This is a genomic window from Streptomyces sp. NPDC005866, assembly GCF_040629895.1.
Lineage (GTDB): Bacteria > Actinomycetota > Actinomycetes > Streptomycetales > Streptomycetaceae > Streptomyces.
The window spans coordinates 91,431-116,261 of sequence record NZ_JBEXWP010000029.1 but is presented as its reverse complement, the minus strand read 5'-3'; the positions used below and the strand labels follow the sequence as shown (position 1 = coordinate 116,261).

Annotated in this window: 21 protein-coding genes and 1 pseudogene; 10 read left to right on the top strand and 12 right to left on the bottom strand. The window is 70.1% G+C overall.

The window, feature by feature from the left end:
• Nucleotides 1-128: 128 nt before the first annotated feature.
• The 6 genes from ABZ396_RS33820 to ABZ396_RS33795 are packed head-to-tail and all read right to left on the bottom strand — an operon-like array spanning nucleotide 129 to nucleotide 9,246.
• Complete coding sequence (locus ABZ396_RS33820) at nucleotides 129-1,367, bottom strand: alginate lyase family protein (RefSeq protein WP_358926857.1); 1,239 nt, start codon at nucleotides 1,365-1,367, stop codon at nucleotides 129-131.
• 29 nt (nucleotides 1,368-1,396) lie between these two features.
• A complete protein-coding gene (locus ABZ396_RS33815) occupies nucleotides 1,397-4,510 on the bottom strand; it encodes an alginate lyase family protein (RefSeq protein ID WP_358926856.1) in 3,114 nt (1,037 codons plus the stop codon).
• Entirely contained in the window at nucleotides 4,507-6,030 is a 1,524-nt protein-coding gene (locus tag ABZ396_RS33810) for a glycosyl hydrolase family 28 protein (RefSeq protein WP_358926855.1), read from the bottom strand. Before ABZ396_RS33810 ends, ABZ396_RS33815 begins: the two co-directional genes overlap by 4 nt.
• Nucleotides 6,031-6,077: 47 nt before the next feature.
• The gene (locus ABZ396_RS33805) at nucleotides 6,078-6,929 is read right to left on the bottom strand and encodes a carbohydrate ABC transporter permease (RefSeq protein WP_358926854.1); all 852 of its coding nucleotides are present in this window, start codon (nucleotides 6,927-6,929) and stop codon (nucleotides 6,078-6,080) included.
• On the bottom strand, nucleotides 6,926-7,906 hold the full coding sequence (locus ABZ396_RS33800; RefSeq protein ID WP_358926853.1) for a sugar ABC transporter permease: 981 nt from the start codon (nucleotides 7,904-7,906) through the stop codon (nucleotides 6,926-6,928). Before ABZ396_RS33800 ends, ABZ396_RS33805 begins: the two co-directional genes overlap by 4 nt.
• Nucleotides 7,903-9,246, bottom strand: a complete 1,344-nt coding sequence (locus tag ABZ396_RS33795) for an extracellular solute-binding protein (protein ID WP_358926852.1) — start codon at nucleotides 9,244-9,246, stop codon at nucleotides 7,903-7,905. The genes ABZ396_RS33800 and ABZ396_RS33795 overlap by 4 nt, the downstream gene beginning before the upstream one ends.
• A gap of 332 nt (nucleotides 9,247-9,578) precedes the next feature.
• Between ABZ396_RS33795 and ABZ396_RS33790 the strand changes: the two genes are divergently transcribed.
• The 6 genes from ABZ396_RS33790 (at nucleotide 9,579) to ABZ396_RS33765 (ending at nucleotide 15,860) form a co-directional block, all read left to right on the top strand.
• Nucleotides 9,579-10,907, top strand: coding sequence for an extracellular solute-binding protein (locus tag ABZ396_RS33790; RefSeq protein ID WP_358926851.1), 1,329 nt, complete (start codon nucleotides 9,579-9,581; stop codon nucleotides 10,905-10,907).
• A 10-nt stretch (nucleotides 10,908-10,917) separates the two neighbouring features.
• The gene (locus ABZ396_RS33785) at nucleotides 10,918-11,802 is read left to right on the top strand and encodes a sugar ABC transporter permease (RefSeq protein ID WP_358926850.1); all 885 of its coding nucleotides are present in this window, start codon (nucleotides 10,918-10,920) and stop codon (nucleotides 11,800-11,802) included.
• The gene (locus ABZ396_RS33780; protein ID WP_358926849.1) at nucleotides 11,802-12,707 is read left to right on the top strand and encodes a carbohydrate ABC transporter permease; all 906 of its coding nucleotides are present in this window, start codon (nucleotides 11,802-11,804) and stop codon (nucleotides 12,705-12,707) included. The genes ABZ396_RS33785 and ABZ396_RS33780 overlap by 1 nt, the downstream gene beginning before the upstream one ends.
• Nucleotides 12,704-14,341, top strand: coding sequence for a family 43 glycosylhydrolase (locus ABZ396_RS33775; RefSeq protein WP_358926848.1), 1,638 nt, complete (start codon nucleotides 12,704-12,706; stop codon nucleotides 14,339-14,341). The genes ABZ396_RS33780 and ABZ396_RS33775 overlap by 4 nt, the downstream gene beginning before the upstream one ends.
• Nucleotides 14,342-14,562: 221 nt before the next feature.
• On the top strand, nucleotides 14,563-15,627 hold the full coding sequence (locus ABZ396_RS33770; RefSeq protein WP_358926847.1) for a substrate-binding domain-containing protein: 1,065 nt from the start codon (nucleotides 14,563-14,565) through the stop codon (nucleotides 15,625-15,627).
• Nucleotides 15,628-15,656: 29 nt separating this feature from the next.
• Entirely contained in the window at nucleotides 15,657-15,860 is a 204-nt protein-coding gene (locus ABZ396_RS33765; protein WP_358926846.1) for a hypothetical protein, read from the top strand.
• A 62-nt stretch (nucleotides 15,861-15,922) separates the two neighbouring features.
• Here ABZ396_RS33765 and ABZ396_RS33760 read toward each other — a convergent pair whose 3' ends face one another.
• From ABZ396_RS33760 to ABZ396_RS33750, 3 genes are all read right to left on the bottom strand, one after another.
• Nucleotides 15,923-16,231, bottom strand: a complete 309-nt coding sequence (locus tag ABZ396_RS33760) for a hypothetical protein (protein ID WP_358922909.1) — start codon at nucleotides 16,229-16,231, stop codon at nucleotides 15,923-15,925.
• Nucleotides 16,232-16,307: 76 nt separating this feature from the next.
• Nucleotides 16,308-16,958 (bottom strand): ThuA domain-containing protein, encoded by a 651-nt coding sequence (locus ABZ396_RS33755; protein ID WP_358922911.1) that lies wholly within the window; start codon nucleotides 16,956-16,958, stop codon nucleotides 16,308-16,310.
• A 31-nt stretch (nucleotides 16,959-16,989) separates the two neighbouring features.
• The gene (locus tag ABZ396_RS33750) at nucleotides 16,990-17,532 is read right to left on the bottom strand and encodes a membrane lipoprotein (protein ID WP_358922913.1); all 543 of its coding nucleotides are present in this window, start codon (nucleotides 17,530-17,532) and stop codon (nucleotides 16,990-16,992) included.
• Between the two features lie 96 nt (nucleotides 17,533-17,628).
• Between ABZ396_RS33750 and ABZ396_RS33745 the strand changes: the two genes are divergently transcribed.
• Entirely contained in the window at nucleotides 17,629-18,261 is a 633-nt protein-coding gene (locus ABZ396_RS33745) for a VOC family protein (RefSeq protein ID WP_358922914.1), read from the top strand.
• Nucleotides 18,262-18,312: 51 nt separating this feature from the next.
• A complete protein-coding gene (locus tag ABZ396_RS33740) occupies nucleotides 18,313-18,708 on the top strand; it encodes a VOC family protein (RefSeq protein ID WP_358922916.1) in 396 nt (131 codons plus the stop codon).
• Here ABZ396_RS33740 and ABZ396_RS33735 read toward each other — a convergent pair.
• The 3 genes and pseudogenes from ABZ396_RS33735 to ABZ396_RS33725 all read right to left on the bottom strand — a co-directional run bounded on the left by ABZ396_RS33735 (nucleotide 18,697) and on the right by ABZ396_RS33725 (nucleotide 21,286).
• Nucleotides 18,697-19,368, bottom strand: coding sequence for a helix-turn-helix domain-containing protein (locus tag ABZ396_RS33735; protein WP_358922918.1), 672 nt, complete (start codon nucleotides 19,366-19,368; stop codon nucleotides 18,697-18,699). The two genes, ABZ396_RS33740 and ABZ396_RS33735, sit on opposite strands and share 12 nt — an antisense overlap.
• Before the next feature lie 107 nt (nucleotides 19,369-19,475).
• Nucleotides 19,476-19,778, bottom strand: a pseudogene (locus ABZ396_RS33730) (AraC family transcriptional regulator); the annotation flags it as partial.
• 371 nt (nucleotides 19,779-20,149) lie between these two features.
• On the bottom strand, nucleotides 20,150-21,286 hold the full coding sequence (locus ABZ396_RS33725; RefSeq protein WP_358922920.1) for a YihY/virulence factor BrkB family protein: 1,137 nt from the start codon (nucleotides 21,284-21,286) through the stop codon (nucleotides 20,150-20,152).
• Nucleotides 21,287-21,436: 150 nt separating this feature from the next.
• On the opposite strand from ABZ396_RS33725, the gene ABZ396_RS33720 reads away from it, so the two are divergent.
• The gene (locus ABZ396_RS33720) at nucleotides 21,437-23,080 is read left to right on the top strand and encodes an acyl-CoA dehydrogenase family protein (RefSeq protein ID WP_358922922.1); all 1,644 of its coding nucleotides are present in this window, start codon (nucleotides 21,437-21,439) and stop codon (nucleotides 23,078-23,080) included.
• 297 nt (nucleotides 23,081-23,377) lie between these two features.
• Nucleotides 23,378-24,655 carry a GAF domain-containing protein gene (locus ABZ396_RS33715; RefSeq protein WP_358922923.1) on the top strand — a complete coding sequence of 426 codons (1,278 nt, stop codon included), beginning with the start codon at nucleotides 23,378-23,380 and terminating at the stop codon, nucleotides 24,653-24,655.
• Nucleotides 24,656-24,831 lie beyond the last annotated feature (176 nt).

Here is a 24,831-nt window from a genome sequence, read left to right as displayed (position 1 = left end):
GCCGCGGCACCTACACGCTCGCCTCAGCATGGATCCACAGCGATCAGAGCCAGCCCTTGACTAGCCCACCTGCGGCTTAACTACGCGGCATTGGCTTTAGCGCCGGGTAGTTGACGAGGGAGAGCAAGTCACTTGGCGTACATCAGGGTGCCGAAGCCGAGTTGGTCGTACCCGCCGCTGGTGGAGCCGTAGTCCCCGCCGCCGCCCTCGGGGGTGACGAGGTCGTAGTACATGGCCGAGATGTACTTGTCGTCGAGGTACAGGCGCCGGTTGTAGTGGAAGTGGAGCATCGCCCACACCGGGCGGACCTGGCCCCGGGAGCCGGCGGAGATGACGGTCTGGGACTGCTGGGAGCAGTTCTGGCCGCTGCCCCAGGTGTAGGTGGTGTAGGGCACGTCCTGGTCGGTGTTGTACTTGGCCACGTACAGGGCGGCCTTCATGAAGCGGCGGTCGTCGTACGAGTACAGGTCATCGCCCTGGTTCCAGGCCATCTCGCAGATCGCGCCCATCTGGCCCATGCCCATGACGGTGTGGCCCTGGTCGCGGCCCGACTCCTGCCACTGGCCGAGCGCGTAGCCGTCGCTGTCCGTGTACAGGTACGGCACCGCGTGCCCGATGGAGCCGTTGCCCGCGCCGGACTTGAAGTAGGTGACGGCCTGGTCGTACTTGGCGGAGTCGTCGGTGAGGATGCCGATGGCCATGACGGAGGCCATGTTGCACAGGTCCCAGTTGGCCCAGTAGTTGGTGATGCAGGCGTCGTTATGGCCGGTGAGGAACTGGTTGTTGAGGGGGTAGAAGACGTCGGTCATCATCTGCTGGAAGGCGGCGAGGTCGAAGCCGTCGTAGTCCCGCATGAGTTCGGCCGCGTTGGCGAACTCCCAGCCGTAGATACCGGCGGCCAGGAAGCGGTCTGCGTTGCCGGTGACGGTCGTCAGGGTCGACGACCAGGCGTTGAGGATGGTCGCCGCGCAGGCCGCGTTGGCCTCGGTGCCGCCGACCTTCCAGCGCAGGGCGTTCTGGTAGGCGGCGGCGATGTCGTTGTAGAGGGTGCCGTAGTTCTCGCCGGTCCCGCCGCGGATGACGGTGGCCTGCGGGTTGGGGGTCCAGGTGGACGCGGAGTGGGAGTTGGCGGTCAGCCTGTTCCAGCCGGACAGCCAGGGGTCGGTGCCGGCGGCGACCCGCACCTTGGCGCGGTTGATGTCACCGGCGTTGTGGAGCATGCCTGGGTGGGTGAAGGTGGCCGGGGCCGCGTCGGCCACCCTGGGGGCGGTGACCGAGGCGGCGACGGCTAGCGCGGCGGCGGATTTCAGGACGCTGCGGCGGCTCAGCCCGCCGGTGTCCGTCGGGGGTGGTACGCGGCGGCTCATCGCGTGGGTTCTCCTTCGGTGGGGGGAGTTCAGGTGAGTGCGGTACTCACCTCTTCGAATCGCGCGGTGCCGAGGGCCGACGGAGTGCGCGAGCACACCACCAGGCCCACGTAGTAGGGGGCGTCACCGAAACTGGGGATCGCGCCCGCGGCGAGCGGGCTCCAGGTGACGCCGTCATCGGTGGAGACGGTGGCGGCGAAGGCGGTCCCGGTGCGCTTCAGCCGTAGCAGCACGGGGAGTTGGACGGCGGTGGTGCCGGTGAAGGCGGAGGCTCCGGCGACGGTCGGGCGCAGCATGAGCTGCGCGGTGGTGCCTCCGGTGACGATCAGCCCGGCCGCCTGGTCGAACGGCGACAGCGACTTGGCCATGAGGAGCCCCACCCGGTCGGCGGTGGCCCCGGAGCGGGAGACGAGACGGGCGGTGAGTTCGCAGTCGCCGTTGACCCGGCGTCGTACGAACTGGCCTGTGATTCCCTGCGAGTTGACGTTGAGGTCGACTCCGGCGCCGCGCACGGTGAAGGTGCCGTCGGCGTGGGCCGTGTCACCGGGGGTGAGGACGGCGACGACGCCGAGGGTGCCGTAGGCGCGCCGGTCGAGGACGACATCGCCGAGGTCACCGCTGGTCCAGGGGTCGGGCAGCGTGGAAGCGGGGGCCGCCGCAGCGGGGGCCGCCGTGCCGGCCGCGGGCGGCACCGCGCTCACCGGCTGCGAACGCGGGCCCTGCCCGGCGCAGTTGGTCTTGGCGACGGCGTAGTGGTACGTCGCCCCGGGCGCACCGCTCCCGTCCGTGTACCGGACACGGGTGCCGAAGCCGACCGCGCCGACGTCCCGGGCGAGGGTCCGGTACGGCCCGCGGGCGTCCGGGGCGCGCAGGACGGTGTAGCGGGCCGACGGGTCCGGGTCGGTCCAGGCCAGTTCGACGCCGTCGGCGCCGACGGCGACGTGCAGGTCGGTGGCCCTGCGGACCGGGCGCGGCACCTGCCACCCCGTGCCGCCCCGGGACACCACGCTGACGTTGTCGAAGGCGCCCGTGCCGGTCTCGGCGTACTCCTCGTCGACACCCAGGCAGGAGGTGAGGACGAGCCCGGCGTATGCGGTGCGCGGCAGATCGCATACGGTCGACCCCACCTCGGTCCACTGGATGCCGTCTGCGGACATCTCTCCGGTGCAGCGGTCCCCCTCCCGCGTCAGCCGCACCCAGTAGGGCGCCCGCAGCCGATAGCCGTCCCCCGCTCCCTCGACGTACGGCGCCGCCAGCGGGGTCGCCGACTCGGGCAGCGCGCCCAGGTCGGAGATCGGGAAGCCGGCGCCGGTGGTGATGGTCTGCTGCTGACTCGGCGGCACCGGGGTGCTCCCGGTCGCGGAGATCCCGGCACCGGCAGCCGGGCGCACGCTCCACACCCCGCTCCAGGTGTGCAGGGGCAGCCCCTGGATCAGCATCGAGGCATGGGTGTCGGACGGGTCGAGCGAGCCCCTGAGGGTGACGCCGATCTTGGCGTACTGCGAGCTGAGCGGCCAGACGATCCGGGCGGTGACACTGCCGTCGCCATGCAGCGGGAGGTGGACGAGTCGGTAGGTGTCCGCGGTGCCGCTCGCCTCCAGCAGGAACCTTTCACCGTCGAAGCGCGCCGAACCCGGGATGCTCACGGCCCCCAGGTCCCGGGTCCGCCAGGGACGAGGGAGTCCGGCTGTCGCCGCGACGACGGCCGAAGTCCCGCTCTTTCCCAGGGAGTTGGTGGCGACGACCGAGTAGTGGTAGGTCGTGCCCGGGCGTATCCGACCGTCGGTGTACGTCGGCGACACCACTTCGGCCACCGGCTCATGGGGGCCGTCGGGATGCTCGGCGCGCCGCACCTCGTAGCGCGTCGCGCCCACCGACGCCGGCCAGGACACCGTGACCGCGTGCTCGTCACCGTCCGCCGTGACGCCCGCCGGAGGGGCCGGCGCGCCCGGGGCGGGGGCCGTGCTGCCGGCGTAGGCGAAGGTGCCCCAGCTGGGCAGGTCGTCGCTGCTGCCCTCGACGACCCGGGCGCCGCCGGCACCTCGGAGGACGGCGGCCTGCGTGTAGGGCGTGGCGAGGCCGCGCACCCCCGCGTAGTGGGCGTAGTACATCTCATAGACCGGGGGGAGGGTGCCGCGGGAGATCGCCGAGACCGCCGTCTTGATGTATTTGCCGGTGCGGTCAAGGTCCGGGGTGAAGGGGACGTCTTCGCCGAGGTTGTAGCGGGCCGCGTACTCCGCGTTGGCGAGGATGCGGTTGCCGTCGTAGCCCCACAGGTCGACGCCCTGGTTCCAGGCGACCTGGGCCGCGTCGCCCAGGAGGCCCACCGCGAGCTGTTCGTGTCCCTGGTCGCGGCCGGCCTCCTGTCCCTGGCCCGCGTCGGTGACGATGCGGTGGCGGACGCTGCCGTTGCCCGCGCCGGCGGTGGCGAACCGCAGGGCGTCCTCGAAGAGGGTGCGCTCCTCGCAGAACACGCCGATGGCGAGGATGGTCTGAATGGCCGTCAGGTCCCAGTTGCCGTTGGCGTACAGCATGTAGCCGGAGACGGCCGGATACCAGACGTCGAGGAAGGACACCTCGCAGCGGGCGATGTCGGTGTCCGCCCAGCCGTCGTAACCGGTGTGGCGCAGGAGTTCGGCCGCGTTGGCGAACTTGAAACCCTGCAGACCCGCCCCGAGCGGGCCGTCGGCGCCGGTGACGATGGTGAGCGTCTTCGCCCAGGCGTTGAGGATGTCGCGGGCCTTGTCGGCGTGCGCGCGGTCACCGGTGACGGCCCAGATGAGGGCGTTCTGGTAGGCGGCGGCCGAGTCGGCGACGGCCTGGTTCTGGAAGTTGGCGGGGCCGCGGCCCCAGGAGGTGATCTGCCCGGTGTTCTGGATGCTGTATGCGCTCTGCGAGCGCGGGTGGGCGGCGAGGGCGAGATAGCCGTCGTACACGGGCGACTGCCGGCTCTCGACCGCGGATCGGATACGGGCCAGGTCGCCGGCCGTGTGCAGGATGCCGGGGTGGGTGAAGGCGAAGGCCTGCGAGCCGTCGGGGGCCGCGGCCGCTTCGCCCGCGGGCCCGAACAGCGTGTTCGTGCCCGCGGCGAGCAGCAGCGCACCGGAGGACTTCAGCAGGCCGCGGCGGCTGACCGGGTTCACTGGGCGGCCGCCGCCTCGGCGGTCGTGAGGAACCTCAGGTTCGTCACGTGCTCGTTGGAGAACCACTGGACGGCGTCGGTGGTGTAGTACCAGCTCGGCTTCTTCATCGAGTCGGCGACGACGACACCGTTGATGACCAGGTTCTCGAAGGTGACGTTCTTGATGGCGTGGTCGGCGTCGTAGCCGAGGAGGAGCGACGGGTTGGCGTGGGTGCCCGTGTAGGTGAGGTTCCTGACGTAGACGTCCTCGATACCGCGGCCGACCGAGGTGTTGTACTTCGTGTTGTACATGACCTTCATGTAGATGACCTGGCCCCAGCGGAAGTCCTCGATCCGTACGTCCTCGATGCGCACGTTTCTGATGAGGTTGGAGTCGCCCGGGTTGAGGGCGATGCAGCCCTGATAGTTCATCTGGGGTTCGCGGTGGTCGAGGATGTCGATGTTCCTGATGACCAGGTTCTCGATCGTCTCCGGGGCGTCGGTGTTGCCGTGCGTACCGATGTTGACGGGATGGGCGACGTCGGCCCACAGGGAGCAGTTCTGCACGGTGATGTTGCGGGTGTCGCCGTAGTAGTCCCAGCGGTGGGCGTAGATGGCGATGCAGTCGTCGGAGTTGCGCAGGAAGCAGCCGTCGATGAGGACGTCACTGGAGGAGAAGATGTCGATGCCGTCGCCGTTGCCGCGTGAGCTGAAACCGCGGACCTTCTTGATGTGGACGTTCTGGGCTTCGCCGAGGGTGGCGATGTAGTTGCCGGGGTTCATGATGATGACGTCCTCGACCCGGATGTTCTTGCTGCCCTCGCACAGCACGCCCTGGCCGGAGCCCGCCCAGATCATGCCGTGGCCCTTGAGGGCGGCCTTCTCGACGCCCTTGAAGTAGACGGTCGCCTTGAGGACGGCGCCACCGGCGAGGTAGACGGTCTTGCCGCTGGGGACGGTGAGGACTCCGCCGGTGACGGTCTGCACGCCGGGGCCGAAGTAGATGACGTCGGGGTCGTCGGCGGCCGGCGGGTGGTGTTCCACGCGGTTGGTGATGATGTGCAGGCAGTCGAAGATCTCGTCGTTGATCTGGACGACGAGGTCCTTCGGCTCGTCAAGGGTGAACCGCAGGGTGTCGCCGAGGAGTTCGGGCTTGATGCCGTACGAGTCCGGTCTCACCCGGGCCTTGGTGGTGCCGCCCTTGAGGTAGGTCACCTCGACTTGGACGGAGCACTGGAAGTCGAAGTACGCCAACGAGGAGTTGTAGACCTTGCCTGAGCCGGTGGTCGCGTTGATCTCCTCCAACTGCGGCCGGTAGATGTCCAGCGTCTGCCAGTCGCCGTCGGGGGCGGTGCGCACCCGCACCTGGAAGCTGGTGTTGGCCGGTACGCCGGACGGGCGGGGGTAAGTGACCAGCTTGGGTGCGGAGTTGTCGGCACTCGCCTGAGCGGCGGTGGCGGTCAGGGCGCCGGACAGTCCGGTGGCGAGCGCGGTGGCTCCGGCGGCTTGCAGCGCGGTACGGCGTGAGAAGGGCGTGTTCAACTCGGACTCCTTGCAACAGGTCGGCCCGGAGGGCTACTTGAGGGGGACTATTTGAGGCCGGACGTCGACATGCCGGCGACGAAGCCGCGCTGGGCGACGAGGAAGACCAGCAGGATCGGGACGACGTACATGACGGAGGCGGCGGCCTGGAGATGGGTGACCGGCTGGCCGGCCTCGGTGACATAGGTGGTCATGACGGCGACGGCGAGGGTGGTGCGGTCGGTGGAGAGCAGGAGTTGGGGTGCGATGTAGTCGCCCCAGGTCCAGGTGAAGGCGATCACGAAGCTCGCGGCCAGGACCGGCCAGGACTGGGGCAGGAAGATCCGCCAGAAGATCCCGGCGTAGCCGCAGCCGTCGACGATCGCGGCCTCCTCCAGCTCCCGGGGCAGCCCGGCGAAGAACTGCCGGAAGAGGAAGACGAGATAGGGAGTGGCGGCCAGTCCCCACAGCACCCAGGGCCAGTAGGTGTCGACCATGCCGAGCTTGGCGAAGATCAGGTAGGTCGGCAGCAGGGTGATCATCTGAGGCAGCATCATCGAGCCCAGCAGGATGCCGAACAACGTCTTCCTGCCGGGCGCGGAGAGCCGGGCGAAGCCGAAGCCGACCCAGGCGGAACTGAGGGTGACCAGCGTGGCGTAGATCGTGGCGATGATCAGGGAGTTGCGGGCGTAGCCCAGGAAGTCGATCAGGCGGTAGGCGTCGGTGAAGTTGTGCCACTGGATGTGGGCGGGCAGCCAGTGGACGGGAGACGCGGCGAGTTCGGCTGGGGTCTTGAGGCCGGTGACGACCAGCCAGCCGAAGGGACCGAGGAACAGGCCGGTGATCACCACCAGGACGGTGTAGAGGACCAGGCGGCGGCCGTGTATCCGGGCCCGGGGGATGGGCTGGGTGGCGGTCACTTCTTCGCCTCCGGGTCGACGTTGTAGAACACCACGCCGGACGTGGCCTTGAAGATGACTGCGGTCAGCAGCAGGATCAGCACGAAGAGCACCCACAGCAGCGCCGAGGCGTAGCCGTAGCGGCCGAGCGCGAAGTACTCGGCGAAGACGTGCATCATGTACAGGTAGTTGGAGTGCGGGATGGCGGTGACGCCCGCGGTGGTGGCGTCGGGGGCCAGCAGCAGCGGCATGATGGTCTGTACCGAGGCGATCATCCCGGTCACGGTCTGGAAGAGCAGCACCGGAGACAGCAGCGGTACGGTGATGCTGCGGAAACTGCGCCAGGCGCTCGCGCCGTCGATGCGGGCGGCTTCGAGGAGTTCCCGGGGGATGTCCTGGAGCCCCGCCAGCGAGATGATCATGATGTTTCCGGCGGCCCACATCACGTTCATCAGCAGGACGTACCTGGCGTAGGGGTCGTTGAGCCAGTTGAGGGCATCGAAGCCCAGGCCGGTCAACACCCCGTTCGCGGCGCCGGAGTTCTGGTCGAAGAGCCATTTGAAGGCCAGGCCCGCGCCCACCGGGGGTACCACGGCCGGCAGATACAGCAGGGTGCGGAACAACCCGCGCGCCTTCAAGGGCCGGTTGACCAGTACCGCGAGCCCGAGGCCGGCGAGGATGGACAGCGGGACCGAGGTGACGGCGAACAGGCCGGTGCGGCCGAGGGCCTGCCAGGTGACCGAATCGCCCAGCAACTCGCGGTAGTTGGCGAGTCCGACGTAGCGCCAGCGGGGTGAGAGACCGTCGAAGGTGGTGAGGCTCAGCCACAGGGCGTAGGTCATGGGCGCGATGGTCAGCAGCAGGAAGCCGATGATCCAGGGCGCGGTGAAGAGGTAGAAGGCGCGGTGTCGGCGTGCGGTCATGGAGGAGCGGGGGCGCTCCCGGTCGGCGGCCCCCTCGGTTCCGGCGCGTACCGCGGTCATCTGGTCTACGCTCATCCGACCTGCTCCTTCCCGCGCTTGAGCTGCTCGTTGATGGCCGAGTTGAGTCGCCGGGCGAGGGTGTCGACGGACATCCCGCCGCGCATCGCGGCCGGGGCCTCCTGGTTGAAGACGGCGTCGAGGGCGTCCGTCCGGGCGTACGGGGTGAAGGAGATCACCGAGAAGTGCTTCAGCTCGGCCTCCTGCACCTTCAGCACCTCCTTCTGATAGCCCTCCTGATTCGGCATCAGAGGACGGAGCGACTTGAGGGTGGGTATCCCCCAACCGCCGGAGGCGCGGGCCTTGGCCGGTGTCTCGCCGAAGAACCACTCGAAGACCCGCCAGGCCTCGTCCTTCTTCCTGGCCTTCTTCGGCATCCACAGCCCGGTGCCGCCCTGGCAGGGACTGACGCGGGGGCCGCCCGCGAAGACCGGCGCCGGGGCCAGCCGGGAGACGGCGGCGAGCTTCTTGTCGGTGTTGATCAGGCCGCCCACCCAGTAGCCCGCGTTGTACATCGCCAGCCGGCGGGCCTGGTAGGTGGGCCCGTCCCAGGCGTTGGGGTTGGGCTGGATCAGACTCGTGCCGACCCTGGCCCGGCACACTTCGATGTACCAGTTCAGTGCCTTGTGGGCCTCGGGGGCGGTGAAGTCGACGCCGGTGAAGTCGTCACTGAACATGCTGCCGCCGGCCGACGCGGTGAGTCCGGCCAGCAGGATGGAGGCGCCGAGGCCGTTGTAGGTGCCGCCGAAGACGGTGGTCTGTCCCATGCTGGTACGGGTGAGCCGTTTCGCCTTGTCGAGCCACTCCTCGTAGGTGATCGGCTCGGTCTCCGGCGGGTAGTCGACGCGGGAACTGTCGAACAGGGCTGTGTCGTACCAGTACATCGAGTCCTGGGAGAAGTCCTTGGCCATGCCGTAACGCGGGCCCTTGCCCTGGGTGCGGCCGTCGTAGCGCCACAGGTCGTTGACCGGGTCGAGGTCGGACACCTTGAGGACGGTGCTGCGAGCGAAGTAGGGGTCCAGGTCCTCGGCGATGCCCCGGGCCGCGAGGTACGGGGTGTCGACGGCGCCGACCCCGCGTACCAGGTCGGGCGGGTTGCCGCTGGTCATCATCGCGATCAGCTTGGTGATGTCGTAGCGGACCGTGTTGATGCCGATCCCGATGTCCTTCTGGGCCTGCTTGATGAGGTCCGTGGATATGTCGTCGGGGTTGACCATGAGGGTGACGGTCTCGCCCGAGCCGCCGGCGCTGCCGGAGACCGGCAGGGCACAGCCGCCGAGGGAGGCCGTGGCGGCGGCGGTGCCGCCGAGCGCCAGGAAGCGGCGCCGGCTGACCGGGGCTCGGGCGTGCGTCTGCATGGACTACCCACTCTCTGCGGCGAGGTGACAGGGCGTCGGCTCGGTTAGGCAACCGGTTGCTATGGGCGGTGAGGGGAGCTTCGACCCGTACGAGAGCGTCGTCAAGGGGGGTGACGAACTTTCGAAAAGCGTTCGGCGGCAACCGGTTGCTCCGGTGTACCGGTTGCTGCTCACGGGCTGTTCGGCCGACCGCACATCGAAAGATTCCGACTCATACCCCTTGCTGGGTGCGGCCGAACCGTCCTACCGTCTCGTGGAAACCGGTTTCTAAGGCACTGCCGAGCCGCCGCCCTCCTCTCCGAGAGCGCCCACTTCCGAAGGAACACGGTCAGATGAACTCCACCAGGTTGGTCCGCGGCGCGATCGCGGGCCTCGCGCTGACAGGTCTGCTCTCCGCCTGCGGCGGATCGGGCTCCGGCTCCGGCGGCTCCGACTCGGCCTCCGGTCCGGTCACCCTGCCCTTCTGGGGCTGGGCGAACGGCCAGGAGGCGGTGGTGAAGGCGTTCAACGCCTCCCACAAGGACGTCCAGCTGAAGTACTCGAAGGTCACCGACCAGCTGACCATGCAGAAGCAGCTCACCAACGCGGTGAAGGCGGGCAACGCCCCCTGTCTGGTGCAGAACACCGCCGAGTACGTGACGAGTTGGGTCGCCCAGGGCGCCCTCGCCGACATCACGAAGTACGTCGACCCGGCCAGGGACAAGTTCAACTCCGGCTCCTGGTCGGCCGGCCAGGTGCAGGGCAAGCTCTATGGCGTCCCCACCAGTTCCTCGCCGAACTTCACCATCTACCGCGCCGACATCTTCCAGAAGTACGGCCTCAGCGCCCCCACCACCTGGGACGAGTTCATCGCGGCCGGCAAGGTGCTCAAGAAGCACGGCATCAAGGTCACCAACTATGCCGGTGAGGACCCCAGCACCCTCGAAGTGATGGCCATGCAGGCAGGTGCCCACTGGTACTCGATCGACGGCAACTCCTGGAAGGTCGACTTCCAGGACGCGGGCACCCTCAAGGCCGCCGACGTGATCCAGCAGATCATCGACAACGACCTGGACTCCAAGCTGTCGTTCGCCGACTACGCGGCCGTACAGCGCAACTACGACAACGGTGGCACCGCGACCCGCCAGATCTCCACCTGGCAGATGGCCGGTATGGTGCAGAACTTCACCAAGTCCTTCGGCAAGTGGGCCCTCGCCCCCTGGCCGGCCTTCACCGGCGAGGCCGCGAAGACCCCGGCCGGCACCAACCTCACCGGCAGCGTCACCCTCGTCCCGAAGCAGTGCGCACACCAACAGCAGGCCGCCGAGGCCGCGTTGTGGATGTCGACCGATCGGGGCGCGGTGAGGACGATGGCGAGCCCCACCACCGGCAACGGTGTGATGCCCGCGCTGGCCGACAGCAGCGCCTACGTCGACGAGGCGATCTCGCAGAAGCTGCTCGGCTCCCACTACGGCCCGGCGAAGAAGGTCGTCACCGACAGCCTGGACCACGTCACCACCGACTGGACCTTCGGCCCCGACTGGACAGCCATGTTCACCGAGCTGCAGAACGGCTGGGCGAAGGTGGTCAGCAAGCAGCAGAAGGTCACCGACCTCCTCGCCCATATGCAGCAGTGGACGGTGGGCGACCTGAAGTCCCGCGGCATCAGCGTCAAGGGCTGAGGCGGCACGGATGGTCCGCTCCCAGCGCTGGAAGGGCGCCGCCTTCACGGTGCCCTTCCAGCTAGGCTTCGTCTTCCTCTACTTGGTCCCTATCGGTTACGCCGTCTACCAGTCGCTGTACCGTTCGCGCTCCTCGGGACTCGGCCTCGGCGGCACCACGGAGAAGTTCTCCGGCCTCGCCAACTACCGGCAGGGGCTCACGGATCCGGCGTTCCTCGACTCCGTGCTCCGCGTGCTCCTTTTCGCCTGCGTGCAGATCCCGGTGATGCTGCTGGTCAGCCTGCTGCTCGCGCTCTCGTTGGACGCGCTCACCTCCCGGGTGGCGGGCCGCTTCCGGGTCCTGCTGCTGGTGCCGTACATGATCCCCGGTGTGGTCGCGGCGATCGTCTGGATCAACCTCTACAGCCCCGACGTCGGCCCCCTAGCCCCGCTGGGCAGGGCGTTCGGGCTGACCTGGAACTTCTTCGCGCCATCGATGGTGTGGCCGTCCATCGGCAACCTGCTGACCTGGCACGGCATCGGCTACAACATGGTGATCATCTACGCGGCGCTGCAGGGTGTGCCACGCGAACTGTTCGAGGCGGCACGGCTGGACGGCGCCTCGGAGCGCCGTATCGCCCTGAGCATCAAAGTCCCTTACGTGCGCGGCGCGTTGGTGCTCACCGGCATGCTGTCGATCATCCAGATGCTCCAGATCTTCAACGAGCCGGCCCTGTTCCGCAATGTCACTCCCCAGACGGTCAGCGACAGCTTCACCCCGATCATGGTGATCTACAACCAGGCCTTCAACGCGGGCAACTACCACTACGCGGCCGCCCTTTCGGTGCTGCTGGCCCTGATCCTCGGCGTCGCCTCCTTCCTCTTCTACCGGCTGACCGCGAAGGAGGCCGACTGATGTCACTCACCGGGGAGCGCACACGGACGAACCCCGTCCGGCGCATGGCCACACCCGATCCGGCGTCCCGCTCCCGGGGCGGCCAGCGGTTCCTCCTCGCCGGCCTGGTCCTGGCCGGCGCGTACAGCCTCTTCCCGGTGTGGTGGCTGATGGTCGCCGCGACAAAGGACCGTACCGCCCTCTACCAGAGCAACGGCCTCTGGTTCTCCGGCTGGCACCTGTGGGACAACCTGCACCAGCTGTTCACCTACGAGGACGGCATCTTCCTGCGCTGGACGGCCAACTCCTTCCTGTACGCGGGAGTCGGCTCGCTCGGCGGCACGCTCATCGCGCTCGCCACGGGCTACGGCCTGGCCCGCTTCCAATTCCCCGGCCGCAGCCTGGTGTTCGCCTGCGTGGTCGGCTCCTTCCTGGTCCCCATCGCCCTGCTCACCCTCCCCCTCTACCTCCTCTTCTCGAAGCTCGGCCTGGTGGACACACCCTGGGCGATGCTGATCCCCTGCCTGATCAACCCGTTCAGCGTCTACCTGGCGAAGGTCTACACGGAGGCGACGGTCCCCTTCGAACTCCTCGAGGCGGCCCGCATCGACGGAGCGGGCGAACTGCGCATCTTCTTCTCGATCGTCCTGCGGATGATGACGACAGGAGGGGCCACGGTCTTCCTCCTGGCCTTCGTCAACACCTGGAACGCCTTCTTCCTCCCCCTCACCGTCCTGCGCGGCGAGGAGAACTGGACCCTGAACCTGGGCCTGTACAACTGGTCCGGCAAACGCCTCGAATCCGGGGTCGACCTGACCGGCCTGGTCCTCACCGGCGCCCTGCTCTCCATCGTCCCGATGGCCGTCATGATGATCGCGATGCGCCGCTACTGGCGCACGGGCGTCACCCTGGGAGCCCTCAAGTGACCGCGCTCCACAACCCGGTGATCCGCGGCTTCGCCCCCGACCCCTCCCTGGTCCGGGCCGGCGACTGGTACTACCTGGCGACCAGCTCCTTCGAGTGGTTCCCGACGATCCCGATCCACCGCTCCCGCGACCTGGTCCACTGGGAGTACGCGGGCCACGTCGAGGGCGCGGCCCCCGGCGGCACCCTGGCCGGCGTCCCCGACTCGGGCGGCATCTGGGCCCCGTCCCTCAGCTGGGACGGGGAGCGCTTCTGGGTGGCCTACTCGATCGTCCGCTCGGTCGGCACCCCTTACTTCGACCTGGACACATACGTCAGTACGGCCATGGATGCGTCCGGCAGGTGGAGCCCCCCGCAACGGATCCCGAGCCATGGCTTCGACCCCGCGCTCTACCACGAGGAGGGCCGCCTCTGGCTCCTCAACCTCCAGAACGACCACCGCCCGGGCGGCCGGCGCTTCGCGGGCATCGTCGCCACGGAACTGGACCGGGAGACACTCACCGTCGTCGGCCCCACTCACCTCCTGCTCCAGCACGACCGGTTGATCGAGGGCCCTAAGCTGCTGAGGCGGGGCGGCTGGTACGTCCTGGTGGTGGCGGAGGGCGGGACGGGTTTCGAGCACGGGGTACGGGTGGCACGCGGCCGGAACCTGACCGGCCCGTACGAACTCGACGAACGGCCGCTGCTGACGGCGCGGGACGACCCCGGGTGGCCGTTGCAGAAGGCGGGGCATGCGGAGTTGGTGGAGACGCCGGAGGGCGAGTGGTACTTGAGCCACCTGACGGCAAGACCACTGAAGACGCCGGAGGGCCCAAGGTGCCCCCTCGGCCGGGAGACGGCGATCCAGGCGGTGACATGGGACGCGGAGGGCTGGCCGAGGCTCCGGCACGGAGACACACGTCCGGCGATCACGATCGAGACGGCTCAGCCGCCGCGGCCGTTGAGGGGCGCCGGGCTGTCTTCGACATGCGGCTACCGCCGCATGGGCGCGTCAAGCCACACACCACCCGCACCCGGCGAACAACCCTGGTACACCCTTCGCTCCCCCGTATCCCCCACCTGGATCGACAGATCCGCCCGCCCCGGCTGGCTACGCCTCCGCGGCCACCACGGCCCCGACTCCCTCTGGGCCCACAACCTCCTCGCCCGCCGCATCACCGAACACCACGCCGAAGCCCAAGTCACCGTCCACGCAAGCCCATCCACCTTCACCGAGTCCGCCGGACTGCTCCTCTGGTACAACACCTCGGCCTACTTCGCCCTGGACCTGACCTGGGCCGAGCCGGAAGGCGAGAGACAAAGCGGCCAGCAATGGCAGAACACCGGACGGACAGTGCTGGCCCTCACCTCCCGCGACCAGGACGAAACCCGCGGACTGGCGGTCGTGGACATCGACGCGGTCGCCCCTCTCACCCTCGGCGCCACCATCGACCACGCAGAGGCCCGCTTCTGGCACCTCACCGACAACATCCGCCGCCCCGTCGGCCCACCCCTCGACTTCACCCGCCTCTCCGACGACCACGGGTCCCGTCTCCGTTTCACCGGGGCGATGGCGGCGATCCACACGGTCGACCTCGTAGACGCCTCCTTCACCGCGGACTTCACGGATTTCCGGGTCACTTGCACACCCGGGTAGTGCGATCCACACCCGCCTGAATCCGACCGCCGCTGTTCGAAGTTTCGAAAGTCTCCTCGCCGTCGATCCCGCGAGTTCCCAGATCCTCACGCCGTATTGACCGCGCACCTATCGCAGGAAGCGCATACTGCACGGCTTGCACGCAGACCGCGGAAGCAGCGTTGGTCGCAACTTTCGTTACTTTCGTTGGCCCAAAGGCGGGCCGGAGAGGCGGGTTCCCCATGGTCCGTGCCGGGGGTACGAGCGTGGCGGCGGCCGGTCCGACGCTGGCGGTGGTGGCCCGCGAAGCCGGCGTCTCCGTACCGACCGCGTCGAAGGTGGTCAACGGCCGTGAGGACGTGGCCCCCGAGACCCGACGCCGGGTCACCGAGGCCCTCGAACGGCTCGGCTACGTCCGCAGACCGCGTTTCGACGCGGCGAAGGCACCCGCCCTGATCGACCTGGTCGTGCACTCGCTGGACAGTTCGTGGTCGGGCGCGGTACTGCACGGGGCGGAGGAGGCGGCGTACGAGGCGGGTCTTGAGGTCGTGGTGTCGGCGGGGCTGGCCCGGACGCGGGCCGGCCGATCGGATCGGGACTGGCTGGACAAACTCACCGCGCGTGGCTCCTCCGGGGTGCTGTTCAACCTGGCCGAGCTGACACAGGCGCAGTACGCCTGGCTTGACCACCACCGCATCCCGTACGTGCTGATCGACCCCGTCCATGAACCCCCGGCCGGAGTCGTCTCGGTCGGGGCCGCGAACTGGCAGGGCGGGGTGTCCGCGACCGAGCATCTGCTCACGCTCGGCCATGACCGGATCGCGGTGGTCGCGGGCAACCGGCGCAGGATGTGCAGCGGAGCCCGGGTGGCCGGATACCGTTCGGCGCTCTCCTCGGCCGGGCTGCGCCATCGCGGCGAGTACCTCCGGCACGCGAGCTTCGACGAGGGCACGGCCCGGCAGCGTATGCACGAGCTGCTCGACCTGCCGCAGCCGCCGACCGCCGTGTTCGTCTGCTCGGACCGGATGGCGCTCGGGGTGTACACGGCGCTGGCCGAGCGCGGGCTGCGGGTTCCGGAGGACATCAGCGTGGTCGGCTTCGACGACCTGCCCGAGGCACGCTGGGGCACCCCGGCGCTGACCACGGTCCGCCAGCCGCTCTCGGAGATGGCGGCGACCGCGCTGCGGCTGCTGGTGCGGCTGATGCACGGGGACCGTCCGGAGGGCACCCGGACCGAGCTGTCGACGCGGCTGGTGGAGCGGGCCAGTACGGCCGCCCCGCCTGCCCGTTCGGCCGTACGAGGGTGACCGGACCGCGTCAAGATCGTTTCCCGTGCATGAATCTCACCCTGCGCACCGCGGCGGCCGGTGCCCTGGCCGCGGCCGCCGTGTCCACGGCCCTGGGCACCGCCCAGGCCACGACCCGCACCGTCGCCCCGGCCGTGCACCACGCCACGGTGGCCGCCGCGGCCGACGAGCACGACCCGAAGGAGGACGTGGAGCTGGACGAGAACGGCCGGCCGCATCTGAACGAGGGCTGAGCGCGGCCGGCGAATGCGAGGGCGGCCGGACGTGTGTCCGGCCGCCCTCTCAGCCGCGGTGCTCAGTCGTCGTCGGGCGGGGGACCCTCGCCGAGCAACGCCTGGATCGCGTCCACGGCGCTTCCGTCATGGTCGCTCCCGGCCGTTCCCCGCCCCACCTGGATGTTCCCCGTGCGGTCCACCTCCAGGATGGAGTCCGCGTGGGAGTTGTCGATCACGGTGACCAGGCTCCCGCCCGCGTGGGCCGGTACCGCGGCCCCGCCCAGCAGGGCCGCCGCGACCACCGCGGCCGCCCGCAGCCGCTGGGTGGGTGGCGCGAGGGCACGGCTGGGCCCTCGCGTCTCGACGGCCCTATGCCAAGACAAGAGCATCTCTAGATACACGTGACTATCTCCGTGCGCTGGCTTTGCCCACTCCAATGGCGGACAAGGGTTCGCCGGAGAAACGTCACTGGCCGAGCCCTGCGGCCCAGGCCAGACCCCCGTGCAGATGCGCCAGGAAGTCGGGATCCCGGTAGGCCTCCCGGGCGTGCCCGAGGGCTGTGTAGAACACCCGTCCGGCCCCCTGCTCACGGCACCAGGCCAGCGGATGGTCGTGCCGCATCCCGCCCCCGTCGTACGACGACTCGTCGGCACGCAGCAGCACCCGTACCCGGCCTCGCGGGTTGTCACGGAAGTCGTACCACTCGTCGGTGAACTCCCAGACCGTGGGCAGGTGCCGGGTCGCCGGATGGCCGGGGTCCTCGACGAGCGCCCTGCCGGGCTGGTACTCCGGGTGGCGGTCGAAGCGGGCGCCGAGGAGTTCGCCGTAGTACGGCCAGTCGTACTCGGTGCAGGCCGCCGCGTGCACACCGGCGAAGCCGCCGCCCGCCTCGACGTAGGCGGCCAGCCGTGCGCGGCCGGCCGGGGTCAGGATCTCGCCGCTGGTGGAGAGGAAGACGACGGCCGCGTATCCGTCCAGCGGCTGTTCGAGGGCGGCCGGGTCCTCGGTGGCGTCGACGTCGAAATCGGTGAACTCCCGTACGGCGGCGATGCCGTCGGGAATCGAGTCGTGGCGGTAGTCGGTGGTGCGGGTGTGGAGGAGCAGTCGAGGGGCCATGGCCGCATGGTCGCCCATGGACGCCGGCGGCTCAAAGGCCGGGCGTCGGCACGCTGTTGTCGGGTGCGCCGTCGCCGTTGGACGGCAGGTCGCCGCGCTGTACCGGCTCGCTGTCGGTGAAGGCCGGGTCGGGCGTGGGCAGCAGGACGTCGAGCTCGCCGGCGGAGGGGCGGTGGATCGCGCGCACCGCCTTGCCCAGCACGGCGTCGGAGACCCCGCCCTCGCCTTCGAGCCACACCACGCAGTCCTTCTTCGTCACCTCGTACTTGTGATGCCCGGCGTGACGCGGCCGGTCGGTGTAGAGGTGGATGACGGCGCCGGTCTTATCCGTGTAGGCGGCGGAGAAGCCGTCGTCGCCCTGCACTCCGACGGACTGCTGGGCAAGGGTGAACCCCGGTGCCCCGGTGACATAGACCAGCTCCGGGGCCATGCCCAACGCCTTTTCCCTGGAGGCGAGTTCGCCGGGGTCGGCGGGCGAACCGGAGCCTCCGGAGCCCGCCTTCTCGGTACCGCATCCGGTGAGCAGAGCGGTGGCGAGGAGCAGGGGCGGCAGGACGCGCACGGCACGGATCATGCGCCTATCGTGCCGCACAGCTGTTCCCCGGACATCGGGTTTTCTGGTTGCCCCGCCGCTTGTCCGTCCTTCCGGCCACGCCTAGCCTCGGCCTCGATGAATGCCACCCCTGCCTTCCTCGACCACCTGGTGCTGGCGACGCCCGACCTCGCCGCGACGGTCGCCGACTTCGCCCGGCGGACCGGTGTGACCCCCGCCGCCGGCGGTGCCCACCCGGGCCTCGGCACCCGCAACCATCTGGTGTCCCTCGGCGGCACCGGCTACCTGGAGATCATCGGCCCGGACCCGGAACAGCCGGTACCGCCCGGCGCCCGCCCCTTCGGTATCGACGGACTCACCACGGCCCGCACGGTGACCTGGGCGATCAGCCCACCGGACCTGGACGCGGCGATCACGGCCGCGCGGGCCCGGGGCTACGACCCCGGTGCCCCGCGTCCGATGAGCCGGCGCCGCCCCGACGACACGCTCCTGGAGTGGCGCCTGACCGACAGCACCACCGCGCACCCCTCCGGCCTGGTGCCGTTCCTGATCGACTGGGGTTCCTCGCTCCACCCGACGGCCTCCGGTCTGCCGGTCACCCCGCTGCTCGCGGTGTCCGCGACCGCCCCGGACCCCGCGGAGCTCCGCCCCCTGCTGAGGGCCCTGGGCACGGACCTGCCCCTGGCCGAGGGGCCGGTGGCGTTCTCCTTCACCATCGACACCCCGCGGGGAGCGGTGACCTTCACCTGAGTGTCCGATTCCTTCAAGACCGGTGCTCGGTCCCCTGCCTACGGTGGCGCCATGACTCCACGTTTCTCCGTGATCGGTCTGGTCGCCTCCGACCTGACCGCGTCCCTCGCGTTCTACCGTCGTCTCGGCCTGGACTTTCCGCCCGGCGCCGAGGAACAGCCGCATGTCGAGGCCGAGTTGCCCGGCGGTCTCACCCTCGCCCTGGACACCGAGGAGACGGTCCGCTCCTTCCACCCTGCCTGGCGCCCGCCGGCCGGTGGCGGCCGTGTGGGGCTCGCCTTCCGCTGCGGGTCACCCGCCGAGGTGGACGAGGTTTACGAGGACCTGGTCGGCGCCGGGTACCACGGCGAGCTCAAGCCGTGGGACGCCTTCTGGGGCCAGCGCTACGCCACGGTGCACGACCCCGACGGCAACGGCGTCGACCTGTTCGCCCCGCTACCGGAGTAGCCCGGTCAGCGGCAGCCCGGTGAGCTCCCTTACGTCACGGGAGAGATGAGGCTGATCCGCATACCCGGCCCGGACGGCCGTCTCCGCGAGCGGCACCCCGCGCCGGGCGAGCGAGAGCGCCCGCTGCATCCGGAGCACACGGGCGAGCGTTTTTGGCCCGTAGCCGAAGGAAGCCAGGGAACGTCGGTGCAACTGCCTGGCACCGATGTCCAGTTCATCGGCGACCTCACCCACCGGCCGCCCCGCGTCAAGGGCCTCGACGAGCCGCGACAGCAACGGGTCTGGGGCGGCCGCCCGTTCCAGCGCGATCTCCTCCAGCGCGGCGGCGGGGTCGTCGGCCGCGTCGACGCGGGCACACAGCCGCCGTACGACCGAGGCCGGCCACAGATCACTCAACTCCACGCGCCGATTGAGGAGTTCGTGGGCCGGTACACCGAGGAAGGCGGGCGCGGTACCGGGACAGAAGCGGAACCCCACCCAGGTATGCGGGACCCCCTCGGTGAGGTACGCGCGCGTATCGGGCCCGGCGACCAGCAGCCGCCCGTCGTGCCAGAGCAGGTCCATACACCCGTCGGGCAGCACACGCCCCGGGCCGTCGGCAGAAGGGGTCTTCGTCCAGACGACCGCACCGGCGAGCCGGGACGCCCTTTCCCTGTACACGCGGTCCAGCCTAGACGCGCCCCACCACGGGCGCGGGACTGTATCGATGCGGCTGCCGCCGCGCGGGCGCGAGCACCACAGCCGGGTGCCTCCCCCTCCGGCCGGGCGTCGCGGACGATCTCGGCCACCAGCGGCGGCGCGGGCACTCCCGTGCGTCGGCGGTGAGCGCCGGCAGCGGGGGCAGTGCGTCCAGCAGCCGTCCGCCGACCTCGCCCGCATCAGACACGTGCCGGTCAGCGGCGCCGTGGCACCGGTCGGGCTGTCGCGCCGGGTGCGGACGCCCAGATCCATCGAGCCCCGGAGCCACCGCCCGCCGGGGTGGACGCACTCCGCACCGGGCAGGACCAGCGCCTGCGAGGTCGTGCCGGATCTCCCGCATCCGGGAGGATCCAGGCGTCGCCGCGGACCATGAGCGTCACGGTGAGCCGGGCGCGGTCCTCGACTCACATGCTCCACGGCGGGTCGAAGCAGGCGCGGATCATAAAGGCGCCACGCGGCTGCCATGGCACGGCGCTTCACTGGCTGACGTGACCTCGAAAGCGCTCGGCAGGCGGGACATGACGGTGGCGGTGACCGGCGTGACCGGTCATACGGGGAGCCCGGGTCGCCGAGGCGGCGCGGGCGGCGGCGCTGGCCGAGCGGGCGCAGGGCTTCGAGTGGCGGGAACTGCGGGAGCTCCGCCTCCCGGACGGGCTCCAGGAGGTACTGGGCCGGGCGCTCCGGGACTTCGGCGACCCCGCGCGGGAGGCCGCGGTGACGGGCGTGTGGAGGTTCTGACGGCTCAGTTGTTCTCCGGCTTGTGCGGCGGGTGGCTGCTCCTCACATGGGTGCGCAGGCGGGCCGTGACGTCCTCGGGGGGCAGGAAGCGGGACCAGCGTTCCGGGAACTCGGAGGGCATGTCGGGGTCGTCGGGGTCGGCATCGCGGGCCGCGGCGGCGCGGGCGACGTAGTCGGCGACCTGGGCCTCGCGCAGCCGTTCGTTGGCGGCGCGGGCCGCGGCCGTGGCGGCGGCCGGCCAGACCCGGTCGATGGCCGCGTTCACGGCGGCGCCGACCAGCACGGCGAAGGCGGACACGCCGATCCACAGGAGCACCGCGACGGCGGCGGCGAGCGAGCCGTAGATCGTCGCGCCCTCGATGGTGTTGGTCAGGTAGATGCGCAGCAGGAAGCTGCCGAGGACCCACATGGCGAGCGCGACCAGGGCGCCCGGCACGTCCTCGATCCACGGGGAGCGGACCGGCACGGACACGTGGTACAGCGTGGTCAGGAAGACGATGGACAGGACGATCACGACCGGCCAGTACAGGACCTGTACGACCGTCTCCGACCACGGCACGATCCGGACCACCGCGTCCGGCCCGGCCACCATCAGCGGCAGCGCCACCGAGCCGATCAGCAGGGCCGCGATGAAGAGCAGGAAGGACACCACCCGGGTCTTCACGATGCCCCGGACGCCGTCGAGGCCGTACATCACGGTGATCGTGTCGATGAAGACGTTCACCGCGCGGGAGCCCGACCACAGGGCGAACAGGAAACCGATGGAGATGACGTCGGGGCGGCCGCCGCGCATCACGTCGTGCAGGATCGGCTCGGAGATCTCCTTCACGCCCCTGTCGGACAGGACGGTGCGGGAGGCCTCCAGGAGGTTGGTCTCCAGGCTGGCGATGGTGTCGGCGCCGGTCCAGTCGTCGACGTAGCCGAGCAGCCCGATGAGGCTGAGCAGCAGCGGCGGGACGGACAGCAGGGTGAAGAAGGCGGCCTCGGCGGCGAGGCCGAGGATGCGGTACTCCAAGCAGGAATTGACGGTGTCCTTGAGCAGCAGCCAGGCCGTCCTGCGCTTGGAGACGTTCCGGTAGAGGGCCCTGGCCCGGTGGAGCCGGCCGGAGGGCCGCTCGGAGGTATCGCTTGCTGGCTGCACGCCCTTACGGTATCCGCCGTCCGGGGCGGTACTCATCTTCCGGGGGCCCGGAGTGATCTTCCGGGACCCGGAGGAATCCTGCGACGCGACCGGGGGTGCCGCTGTGTCAGGCTGGAAACCACCACCGTCGCCCCGGGTAGGTTCGCAGACATGGCAGGCACCACCACCCACACCGTGACCAACCAGCCGCCCCCGTTGGTCGGATACGACCTCTTCGCCACCGACCGCGCCCTCGTCGAGGCCGTCGAGCGGCACACCGGCCCGGAGCTGCTCGACGAGGTGCGCGCCGACCTGTCGGGCCTCGGCCTCTCGGCCGGTTCGGCGCAGGTGCAGGAGTGGGGGGTGCAGGCCAACGAGCACCCACCGCGGCTGCGCACCCACGACCGCTACGGCCGCCGCCTCGACGAGGTCGATTTCCATCCCGCCTGGCACCGGCTGCTCGGCAAGGGCGTGAGCGCGGGCCTGACCACCGGCTGGGTACGGCCGTCCGGGCACGTCCGCCGGGCCGCCGCCTTCCTGGTCTGGACCCAGGTCGAGGCCGGCAACTGCTGCCCGCTGTCGATGACGAACGCGGCGGTGCCCGCGCTGCGCACCGACCCGGAGCTGGCCGCCGCGTGGGAGCCGCTGCTGACGTCCACGATCTACGACCGTGAGCTGCGGCCCGCCGCCCGGAAGGCCGGCGCCCTCTTCGGCATGGGCATGACGGAGAAACAGGGCGGCAGCGACGTACGCGCGAATACGACCACCGCCGTCCCGCTCGCCGAGTCCGGGACGTACACACTCACCGGACACAAGTGGTTCTGCTCGGCACCGATGTCGGACGGGTTCCTGGTGCTGGCCCAGGCACCCGGCGGACTCACCTGTTTTCTCCTGCCACGCGTACTGGAGGACGGCACCCGCAACGTCTTCCTCCTCCAGCGCCTCAAGGACAAGCTCGGCAACCGGTCGAACGCGTCGAGCGAGGTCGAGTTCGACGGCACCTGGGCGCGACGCGTGGGCGAGGAGGGGCGCGGGGTGCGGACCATCATCGAGATGGTCGCCGCGACCCGGCTCGACTGTGTGCTGGGCTCGGCGGGGCTGATGCGGCAGGCGGTGGCGCAGGCCGTGCACCACTGCACCTACCGCGAGGCGTTCGGCGGGAAGCTCGCCGACAAGCCGCTGATGCGCAACGTCCTGGCCGACCTCGCGATCGAGTCGGAGGCCGCGACGACGCTCGCGTTCAGGCTGGCCGCCGCCTACGACGACGGGAGCGAGGCCGAACAGGCCCTGTTGCGGCTGGTGTTGCCCGCTGCCAAGTACTGGGTGACCAAACGTTGCGCACCGGTCGCCGTGGAGGCCGCCGAGTGCCTGGGCGGCAACGGCTATGTGGAGGAGTGGGGGCTGCCCCGGCTGGTGCGCGAGTCCCCGCTCAACTCGATCTGGGAGGGCGCCGGAAACGTCCAGGCGCTGGACGTCCTGCGGGCGTTGCGACACGAGCCGGGCGCGCTGGACGCCTACCTCCAGGAGATCGGGCGCGCCCACGGCGCCGACCACCGTCTGGACCGCGCGGTCAAGGATCTCTTCTCCGAACTGGCCGACCTGGAGGGCATGGAGGGCCGGGCCCGACGTCTCGTGGAACGCCTGGCGACGGTGCTCCAGGGCTCGCTGCTGGTCCGCTTCGCACCCTCGGAGGTGTCCGACGCCTTCTGCGCGTCAAGGCTGGGCCACGACTGGGGTTCATCCTTCGGCACGCTGCCGTCAGGACTTGATCTGGCAGCGGTAACGGATCGTGCCCGGGTGCCCATCCCTGCCTGAAGAGCGACGCGGGGGTGGTGCTGCGCCGACACGGCACCACCCCCGCCTCTTCGGCCCATGTCAGGCCAGTGACGCCGAAGCGTCGGCTCAATTTTCGGCCAGCCCCTGTCCGTTCACCAGGGTTGCAAGGGGTTGCAACATATCGGCGTCTGTGTGCGGACTGTGTGCCTCCGGCACCGGAGAACGGCAGTATGAGTCACGCAGTCGGTCCGGAAACCGCCGCCCGGACGGCTTGACAAGACTCTGCCATGCCTTTTCCGAGGCCTATCCGGGAGGACCTCAGTGGGGAACCCGTCGATGGACGTGGCGCGACTCGCCGCGGTGGACGCGACGCAGGCGGCGCGGGTACTGAGCGAGGTACGCGAGGCCAGACTCGCCGGACTGCGTGGGCGGATCGCGCCCCGGCCGGTGATCGAGCAGTCCTGGGGGCGGATGCTGCGCAGCGGCGTCGACCCCGACCACGACTTCCGTTCGGGGCTGCTGTCCGCCGACGAAGTCCGGCGCAGACGTGAGGAGTCACCGCTCAAGGACGTGCTGCCGGTGCTGCGCGAGGGGCTGCTTTCGGTCGCGGACATCTCCCAGCACATCATGGTGGTGGCCGACGCCGACGGCCGGGTGCTGTGGCGCGAGGGTTCCTCGCCGGTGCTGCGCAAGGCGGACGGGCTGGGCTTCGAACTCGGTGCCGACTGGCGCGAAGACGTCGTCGGCACCAACGGGATCGGCACCCCGGCGGTGGTGCGCCGCCCCGTGCAGGTGTTCGCCGCCGAGCACTTCGTCCGCTCGCACGCCTCCTGGACCTGTTCCGGCGCCCCGATCACCGACCCCCGGGACGGCACGCTGCTCGGTGTGGTGGACGTCAGCGGCCCTCTGGAGACCATGCATCCGGCCACCCTGACCTGGGTGAACTCGGTGGCGAAACTCGCCGAGGCGCGGCTGCGGGAGCTGCATCTGGACGGGCTGGAGCGGCTGCGTGCGGTCGCGGCGCCGGTGCTGGCCCGGCTGGGCGGGCGGGCGCTGGTCGTGGACGCCGACGGCTGGACGGCGGCGGTCAACGGCATGCCGTACCCACGGCGGCTCGCGCTGCCCAAGTCCCTTTCGCCGGGCCGTCGCTGGTTCCCGGCGCTCGGGCTGTGCTCGGTGGAGCCGCTGGCCGGGGGCTGGCTGCTGCGGGCGGTGGACGAGCCGGTACCGGTGGGCGGGGGCCAGGTGGTGCTCGACCTGGCCCGGCCGCGCCGGCCCTCGGTGACGGTGGGCGGCGGCGCCGGCTCCTGGTCCCGTGAACTGAGCCCCCGGCACGCCGAGTTGCTGTATGTGCTGGCCGTACGACGCGCCGGGCGCAGCGCGGCCGGGCTCGCCGAGGACGTCTTCGGGGACGCCTCACGGACGGTGACGGTGCGCGCCGAGATGTCCAGGATCCGGCGGTACCTCGGGGCCCTGCTCGAACACCGGCCCTACCGCTTCCGGGAGGACGCGGAGGTCGAGGTGCTGCTCCCCGCCGACCCGCGCGACCTGCTGCCCTGCTCGACCGCCCCCGCGGTGGCGGCGGGCAGAGTGCCGGGACCCCGGTCCAGGTGAACGTCCGCACCTCCGGGCTTATTTAACTCATCCGGGGCGCCAAGGGACGTATCTTCCGCACATTTGCGGGGTCTTCGCGGTGCGGCCGCCCCGACTGCCGTAGCATCCCGGTGCGGGCATCCCCATCTGCTCCTCGGTCAACGTACGGACCACGAGCCGCAGTTGGCCCGCCTCGG